Raw genomic sequence first — 9,283 nt, forward strand, 5'->3', positions numbered from 1 at the left:
GGCAGGCCACTCGATCGGTGAGATCGCGGCGGCGCATGTGGCCGGGGTGTTCTCGCTGGTGGATGCGTGTGCGCTGGTGGCGGCCCGTGCTCGGCTGATGCAGGCGCTTCCGGTGGGCGGGGCGATGGTGGCCGTTCAGGCGGCCGAGGCTGAGGTGGTCGCGCGGTTGGTCGAGGGTGTGTCGGTCGCTGCGGTCAACGGTCGCGAGGCGGTCGTCATCGCCGGGCGCGAGGCTGAAGTCCTCCGCATTGCTGAAGAGTTGGCGAGCGACGGGCGTAAGACGCGTCGTCTTACGGTGAGCCACGCCTTTCACTCGCCGTTGATGGACCCGATGCTGGAGGACTTCCGGCAGGTCGCGGAGAAGCTGACCTACCACGCGCCCCAGATCCCGCTGGTCTCCAACGTCACCGGTGAACTCGCCACCGACGGCCTCACGGCTGATTACTGGGTCCGGCACGTACGTGAGACCGTCCGCTTCGCCGACGGCATCCGCACCCTGGCCTCCGAAGACGTCAGCGTCTTCCTCGAAGTGGGTCCGGACGGTGTTCTGACCGCGATGGCCCAGCACACCCTGGATCAGTCGGCGGTGGCCGTCCCGGTCCTGCGCAAGGATCGCCCGGAGGAGACCGCCCTGGTCACCGCCCTCGCCCAGTTGCACGTCACGGGTGTCGGCGTGGACTGGTCCGGGATCTTCGACGGCACCGGCGCCCGCCGCGTCGACCTTCCCACGTACCCCTTCCAGCACGAGTGGTACTGGCCGGAGGCCGGGCCCGCCGGGCTGCCGCGGGACGGCGGGCAGGACCCAGTGGACGCCGAGTTCTGGGACGCGGTGGAGCGCGAGGACCTTTCGTCGCTCTCACAGAGCCTCGAACTGGACGACGCCGCGCTGTCGGCCCTCCTCCCTGCCCTGTCCGCCTGGCGCCGCCGGCGCGTCGAGGGCTCGGCCGTCGACGGCTGGCGCTACCGGGTCACCTTCAAGCCGCTGACCGGTACCGCGCCCGGCGTCCTCGACGGGGCGTGGCTGGCGCTCGTCCCGGCGGACGGCGCCGACGACGAATGGCAGACGGCCGTGCTCGCGGCCCTCGGCGAGTCGGCCGTCACCGTGGCGGCCGACCCGGACGGCCGTGACACCCTCACCGCCCGACTTGCCGAACTCGCCGCCCAGGGCGCGGAGTTCACCGGCGTGGTCTCCCTGCTCGCGGCCCCGTACACCGACGCCCTGCCCACCGGGCCGGCCTGGCCGGACGAGGCGGTGGCGGCGCTGGCGGACGCCGGGATCGACGCCCCGCTGTGGTGCGTCACCCGCGACGCGGTGACCGTGGGCCGCTCGGAGACCGCGGTCTCCGTCGCCCAGGCCGCGGTGTGGGGGAGCGGCCGGGTCGTGGCCCTGGACCACCAGGACCGCTGGGGCGGCCTGGTCGACGTACCGAGGACGCCCGACCGGCGCACGGCCGAACGGCTGCGTGCCGTCCTGTCCGGCACCGACGGCGAGGACCAGGTGGCGCTGCGGCCCTCCGGCGTCTTCGGACGGCGCCTGGTGCGCGCCACCGACGACACCGCCACCACGCCGTGGCGGCCGACCGGCACGGTCCTGGTCGTGGGCCCCGTGTCCGGCACCGGCGGGCACTGCGCCCGCTGGCTCGCCGCCGAGGGCGCCCGGCACCTGGTGCTGGCCGACCCCACCGCACCGGACACGGAGCGACTGCGCGCCGACCTCGAAGCGCTGGGCGTCACGATGACGGTCCTCGACGCGGCACCGTCCGACGGTGACGCGCTGCTGACCGCGCTCGCCGCGCTCCCCGCACCGCTGACCGCCGTCGTCCACACCGCCGGACCGTCCGACGCCGACGCCTACGGAGCGGCCACCGCCGCCGAGCCCGGCGCCGCCCTGGCCGCGCTGCGCGATGACGTGGCGGCTCTGGCGGACGTGGCCGAGGCGGCGGCGGGCGACCGTCCCCTGGACGCGTTCGTCCTCTTCTCCGCGATCGCCGGCACCTGGGGCGCCGGCGGCCGGACCACCGAGGCCGCGGCCGGCGCCCAGCTCGACGCCCTGGCACACACCCTGCGCGCCCGTGGACTGCCCGCCGTGACCGTCTCGTGGGGCGGCTGGGCCGACACCACCTCCGACAGCCTGGCCGCCCATCTGCGGGCCAACGGGCTGCCCGCCATGGACCCCGCGCGGGCCCTGACCGCGCTCGCCCGCTCCCTCGGCCCCGGCACCCCGTCGGTGACGGTCGCCGACGTACGGTGGGACCGGTTCGCGCCCGCCTTCACCCGCAACCGGCCCAGCGTCCTCTTCGGGGAACTGCCCGAGGCCCGCGAGGCGCTGGCGGACCCCGCCGGCACCGAGCAGGCCACGGCGGGCACCGCGACCGGCCTGCGGGCCGAACTCGCCGCCCGCCCGGAGGCGGAACGCACCGAGATGCTTCAGACCCTGGTCCGCACCCAGGTGGCGGCGGTCCTCGGGTTCGCGGACGCCGACGCCGTCCCGTCCGGCCAGACGTTCAAGGACCTCGGCTTCGACTCGCTGACCGCCGTCGACCTGCGCAACCAGCTCACCACCGCGACCGGCCTGACCCTGCCCGCCACCCTCGTCTTCGACCACCCCACGGCCGAGGCGCTCGCCGACCGGCTGCGGGCCGAACTCCTCGGCGAGGACGCGGACGAACTCCCCGCCGTGGCACGGCCCAAGGACACCGGCACCGCCGATGACCCGGTCGTCATCGTCGGCATGAGCTGCCGCTACCCGGGCGGCGTCCGCTCGCCCGAGGACCTGTGGCAGCTGCTCATGGGCGAGACGGACGTCATCGGGGGCTTCCCCGCCGACCGCGGCTGGGACCTGGAACGCCTGCTGAACGGTGACCGGGACGGCCGCGGCCGGGCCGGCACCGGCGAGGGCGGATTCCTCTACGACGTGGCCGACTTCGACCCCGGGTTCTTCGGGATCTCACCGCGCGAGGCGATGGTGATGGACCCGCAGCAGCGCATCCTCCTCGAAGCCACCTGGGAGGCCCTGGAGCGCACCGGCATCGACCCCGCCGGACTGCGCGGCGGCGACACCGGCGTGTTCATCGGCGGCGGCTCCGGCGACTACCGGCCCGAGGCGGGCCAGCTGGGCCACGCGCAGACCGCGCAGTCGGCGAGCCTGCTCTCCGGCCGGGTGTCCTACACCTTCGGCCTCGAAGGCCCCTCCGTCAGCGTCGACACCGCCTGCTCGTCGTCCCTGGTCGCCCTGCACCTGGCCGCCCAGGCCCTGCGCAACGGGGAGTGTGCCCTCGCCCTGACGGGTGGTGTGACGGTCATGTCCAGCCCGGTCAACTTCGTCGAGTTCGGGGAGATGGGCGCCCTCGCGCCGGACGGCCGCTGCCGTCCCTTCGCGTCCGCCGCGTGCGGCACCGGCTGGTCCGAGGGCGTCGGCGTCCTCGTCCTCGAACGCCTCTCGGACGCCCGCCGCAACGGCCACGAGGTCCTCGCCGTGCTGCGGGGCTCGGCCGTCAACCAGGACGGTGCCTCCAACGGCATCACCGCGCCCAACGGCCCCTCCCAGCGCCGCGTCATCCGGCGGGCGCTGACCAGCGCCGGACTGGCGGCGTCCGAGGTGGACGCCGTGGAGGCGCACGGCACCGGCACCACCCTCGGCGACCCCATCGAGGCGCAGGCCCTGCTCGCCACCTACGGCCAGGACCGTGACCGCCCGCTGCTCCTCGGGTCGGTGAAGTCCAACCTCGGCCACACCCAGGCCGCCGCGGGCGTCGCCGGTGTGATCAAGATGGTGCTGGCGATGCGCCACGGCGTGCTGCCCCGCTCCCTGCACATCGACGAGCCCTCGGCCCACGTCGACTGGACCGCCGGAGCCGTGGCCCTGCTGACGGAGGCCGCCGACTGGCCGCGTACCGGCCGCCCGCGCCGCGCCGGCATCTCCGCGTTCGGCGCCAGCGGCACCAACTCCCACGTCATCATCGAGCAGCCCGCCACCACGGCGGACGCGCCCGAGCCCCAGGAGGCGGGCGGCCCGCTGCCGGTGCCCGTGTCCGGCGTCGTCCCCGACGCCCTGCGGGACCGGGCCCGGCAGCTGCACGCCTACCTGACCGCCCGTCCCACCGTCACCGTCACCGGATTCGCGCGGTCCGCCGCCGCCCGGTCGGCCTTCACCCACCGCGCCACCGTCCTCGCCGACGGACGCGAGGACCTGCTCGCTGGCCTCGCCGCCCTCGCCGACGGACGTGACCACCCCCAGGTCGTACGGGGCGAGGTCCCCGAGCGTCGCGGCAAGCTCGCGGTGCTGTTCTCCGGCCAGGGCGCGCAGCGCGTGGGCATGGGCCGCGCACTGTACGAGCGGTTCCCGGTGTTCGCCGAGGCCCTCGACGCGGTGACGGCACGCCTGGACACGGAGCTGGAGGTGCCGCTGCGGGACGTCATGTTCGAGGACGCGGAGCGGCTGAACCGGACGGGCTTCACCCAGCCCGCGCTGTTCGCCGTCGAGGTGGCGCTGTACCGCCTCGCCGAGTCCTGGGGCATCCGCCCCGACTTCGCCGCCGGACACTCCGTCGGCGAGATCGCGGCCGCGCACATCGCCGGGGTCTTCTCCCTGGACGACGCCTGCCGGCTGGTGGCCGCGCGGGCCCGGCTGATGGACGCCCTGCCCCCGGGCGGCGCCATGGTCGCCGTCCAGGCCACCGAGGACGAGGTCCGGGCGCACCTGACCGACGGAGTGTCCATCGCCGCGGTCAACGGACCCCGCTCCGTGGTCGTCTCCGGCGACGAGGCCACCGTCCTCACCATCGGGGAGAAGTTCACCGCCGAAGGCCGCAAGACTAGGCGTTTGCGGGTGAGCCATGCGTTTCACTCACCTCACATGGACGCCATCCTCCAGGACTTCCGGCGGGTCGCCCGGAGCGTCGGCTACGACGCCCCGGCGATCCCGCTGGTGTCCAACCTCACCGGCGAGGCGGCGACCGCGGAACAGGTGTGCTCCCCGGACTACTGGGTCCGCCACGTCCGTGAGGCCGTCCGCTTCGGCGACGGTGTCCGCACCCTCGCCGCACGCGGCGTGACCACCTTCCTGGAACTCGGCCCCGACGGCGCGCTCTGCGCCATGGCGCAGGAAACCCTCGACGCCCTCTCCTCGCCGGCGGTCACCGTACCGGCGCTGCGCAGGGACCGCGGGGAGCAGGAGGGCGTGGCCACCGCGCTCGCCCGGCTGCACGTCGCGGGCGTCGGGCTGGACTGGTCCGGCGTCCTCACCGGCACCGGCACCCCCCGCACCGACCTGCCCACCTACCCCTTCCAGCACCAGCGGTACTGGCCCGCCACCCCGGCCACCGACACCGCCCCGGCGACCACCACCGCCGACGACGGCTTCTGGACGGCCGTCCAGGACGGGGACCTCGCCGCACTCGAAGCGACGCTCGACGTCGAACGCGAGGCACTGTCCAAGGTGCTCCCCGCGCTCGCGGACTGGCGCCGCCGACGCGAGACGTCCGGCACGGTCGACGGCTGGCGGCAGCAGATCACCTTCACCCCGCTGACCCTCACGCCCTCCCACACCCCGGCGGGCACCCGCCTCGCCGTCGTCCCGGCCGGGCACGAGCAGGACCCGTGGGTCGACGCCGTCGTCACCGCCCTGGGCCCCGACACCATGCGCCTCACGGCACCCGGCACCGACCGCACCGCCCTCGCCGACCTGCTGCGGCAGGCCGCCGCAGGACACGAGTTCACCGCGGTCGTCTCCCTGCTCGCCCTCGCCACGGAGCCCGCCCACCCGGCGTACGCCCCCGAAGCGCTGGCCCTCACCACCACCCTGATCCAGGCACTCGGCGACGCGGACCTCGCCGCGCCCCTGTGGTGCGTCACCCGCGACGCCGTCGCCGCCGTCCCCAGCGACCCGGAGCCCGGCGCCGCCCAGGCCGCCGTATGGGGCCTGGGACGGGTGGCCGCCCTGGAGTACCCGCAGCGCTGGGGCGGTCTCATCGACCTGCCCGGCACCCTCGACGACCGGTCGGCGGCCCGCCTCACCGAGGTGCTCGCCGCTCCCGGCGGCGAGGACCAGCTCGCGATCCGCCCCTCCGCCGTCCTCGGCCGCCGCCTGGTCCCCGTACCGGCCGGACGGGACACCCGCGAATGGAACCCCACCGGAACCGTCCTCATCACCGGCGGCACCGGAGCACTCGGCGCCCACGTGGCACGCGAACTGGCCCGCTCCGGCGCACGCCACCTGCTGCTCCTCAGCCGCCGCGGCCCGGACGCGCCCGGCGCGGACGCCCTGCGGGACGACCTCACCGCCCTCGGCGCCGACGTCACCCTCACCGCCTGCGACGCCGCCGACCGCGACGCGCTCGCCGAGGTCCTGGCCGGCATCCCCGAGGAGGCGCCGCTGACCGGCGTCGTCCACACCGCCGGCGTCATCGACGACGGCGTCCTCGACAGCCTCACCCCCGACCGCTACGAGGACGTCTTCCGCGCCAAGGCCACCTCGGCCCAGGCCCTGCACGACCTCACCAAGGACCTGGACCTCGCGGTGTTCGCCCTGTTCTCCTCGTCCTCCGCCGCCGTCGGCAACCCCGGCCAGGCCAACTACGCCGCCGCCAACGCCTACCTGGACGCCCTCGCCGAGCGGCGCCGCGCCCAGGGACTGGCCGCCACCTCCCTCGCCTGGGGCGCCTGGGGCGGCGAAGGCATGGCCGCCGGGGACCGGGCGGCCGCCCTCGCCCAGCGCACCGGAATCCGCCCCCTCGACCCGGACCTCGCCGTCACGGCACTGCGCCGGGCCGTGATGGACGGCCGCGCCACCGAGGTCGTCGCCGACGTCGACCCCGACCGGTTCGTACGGGCCTTCACCGCCGTTCGCCCCAGTGCCCTCCTCACCGAACTGGCCCCCGCCACCACCGGGCCCGACCCGGCCGCACCGGCCGCCGAGGAGGACAGCGGCACCGCCCTGCGCGAGCGGCTGGCGACCCTGCCGCCCGCGCAGCGCTCCGAAGCCGTACTGGACCTCGTACGCACCCGGGCCGCCGCCGTCCTCGGACACCCCGGCGCCGAAGCCGTCGGCGCCGACCGGGCCTTCCGGGACCTCGGCTTCGACTCCCTCAGCGCCGTCGAACTCCGCAACCAACTGGGCGCCGCCACCGGCCTCTCCCTGACCGCCACCCTCGTCTTCGACCACCCCAACCCCCGCGACCTGGCCACCCATCTGCTGGGCCTGCTCGTCCCGGAGGACGGGGCAGCGGAAGCCACCGGTGACGACGGCGTCGACCAGGCCGGCATCAGGGCCCTGCTCGCCTCCGTCTCCGTGGCCCAACTCCGCGAGATCGGCGTGCTCGAACCCCTGCTGAAGCTCGCCGCCCAGCAGACCACCGCGCCCGGCGACGCGGCCGACGCGACGGCGGCGGACGCCTACGACGAGTCGATCGACGCGATGGACGTCGCCGACCTGGTGCAGGCGGCACTCGACAGCCAGTCCTCCCAAGAGCGCTGAAAGAGCGGACCATGACCACATCCAGTGAAACCGTCGTCGCAGCCCTCCGCGCCTCGCTCAAGGAGGCCGAGCACCTGCGCCGCCAGAACCAGAAGCTCGTCGCCGCGGCCCGGGAGCCCCTCGCGATCGTGGGGATGGCCTGCCGCTACCCCGGCGGCGTCCACACCCCCGAGGACCTGTGGCAGCTCCTGGCCGCGGGCGAGGACGCCATCGGCGCGTTCCCCACGGACCGCGGCTGGGACCTGGACGCCCTGCGACACGCCGGGGTCGACGAGCGAGGCAACGCCGTCAGCCAGGAAGGCGGCTTCCTCGACGGCGTGGGCGACTTCGACGCCGACTTCTTCGGCATCTCGCCCCGGGAATCCGTCACCATGGACCCCCAGCAGCGCCTGCTGCTGGAGACCTCCTGGGAGGCCGTCGAACGCGCCGGCATCGACCCCGCCACCCTGCGCGGCAGCCGCACCGGCGTGTTCATCGGCACCAACGGCCAGGACTACGCCTATCTCCTCGTCCGCTCCCTGGCCGACGCCACCGGCGACATCGGCACCGGGATCGCCGCCAGCGCCACTTCCGGCCGGCTCTCCTACACGCTGGGACTGGAGGGCCCGGCGGTGACCGTCGACACGGCGTGCTCCTCCTCCCTCGTGGCCCTGCACACGGCGGCCCACGCCCTGCGGGCCGGCGAATGCTCACTGGCCCTGGTCGGCGGCGTGAACGTCATGGCGTCCCCCGGCTCCCTGATGGAGTTCAGCCGGCAGGGCGGGCTCGCGGCGGACGGCCGCTGCAAGGCGTTCTCGGACGCGGCCGACGGCACGGGCTGGTCCGAGGGCGTCGGCGTCCTCCTCGTGGAGCGGCTGTCCGACGCCCGCCGCAACGGCCATCCCGTCCTCGCCGTCGTACGCGGCACCGCCGTCAACCAGGACGGCGCCTCGAACGGCTTCACCGCCCCCAACGGCCCCTCCCAGCAGCGGGTGATCCGGCAGGCACTGGCGAGCGCCGGGCTGTCGGCGTCGGACGTGGACGTGGTCGAGGCGCACGGTACGGGGACGCCGTTGGGCGATCCGATCGAGGCGCAGGCGCTGCTGGCCACCTACGGCCAGGACCGTGATCCGGAGCGTCCGCTGCTGCTCGGTTCGGTGAAGTCGAACCTCGGGCACACGCAGGCGGCGGCCGGTGCGGCGGGCCTGATCAAGATGATCCTGGCGCTGCGCCACGGTGTCGTGCCGAAGACGCTGTACGCCGACGTGCCGTCGTCCCACGTGGACTGGTCGGCCGGTGCGGTGGAGCTGCTGACGGAGCCCCGGGAGTGGCCCAAGACCGACCGCCCGTGGCGGGCCGCCGTGTCGTCCTTCGGCATCAGCGGCACCAACGCCCACGTCATCATCGAACAGGCCGAACCCGCCGAGGAACCGGCGGCGGACGCGACGGTGGCACCCGAGGTGGTGCCCTGGCCCGTGTCGGCCCGGTCCGAGGCCGCGCTCACGGCACAGATCGAACGGATCTCCTCGCTCACGGGCACGGCATCACCCGTGGACGTCGGCTTCTCCCTCGTCTCGGGCCGCTCGGCCTTCGAGCACCGTGCCGTCCTGCTGGCCCAGGGCACCGACGGCGAACTGACCGAGGCGGCCCGCGGGCGCGCGGAGGCCGGCGGCAGGCTCGCGGTGTTGTTCTCGGGGCAGGGTGCGCAGCGGGTGGGGATGGGCCGTGAGTTGTATGGCCGGTTCCCGGTGTTCGCGGAGGCGTTGGATGAGGTGCTGGGGCACTTCGACGGGGGTCTGCGGGAGGTGATGTTCGGTGATGCGGAGGGGT

General features: G+C 74.9%; 2 protein-coding genes. Both read left to right on the forward strand.

Translation table 11 applies throughout. The annotated features are described in order from the left end of the window. Positions 1-7,474: type I polyketide synthase (locus tag AC51EU_RS22905; RefSeq protein WP_496268921.1), on the forward strand; the 7,474-nt coding region annotated here is incomplete at its 5' end. Beyond that, positions 7,471-9,283: type I polyketide synthase (locus AC51EU_RS22910; protein WP_496268922.1), on the forward strand; the 1,813-nt coding region annotated here is incomplete at its 3' end. The genes AC51EU_RS22905 and AC51EU_RS22910, both read left to right, overlap by 4 nt.

This window comes from Candidatus Streptomyces philanthi, from assembly GCF_059553635.1.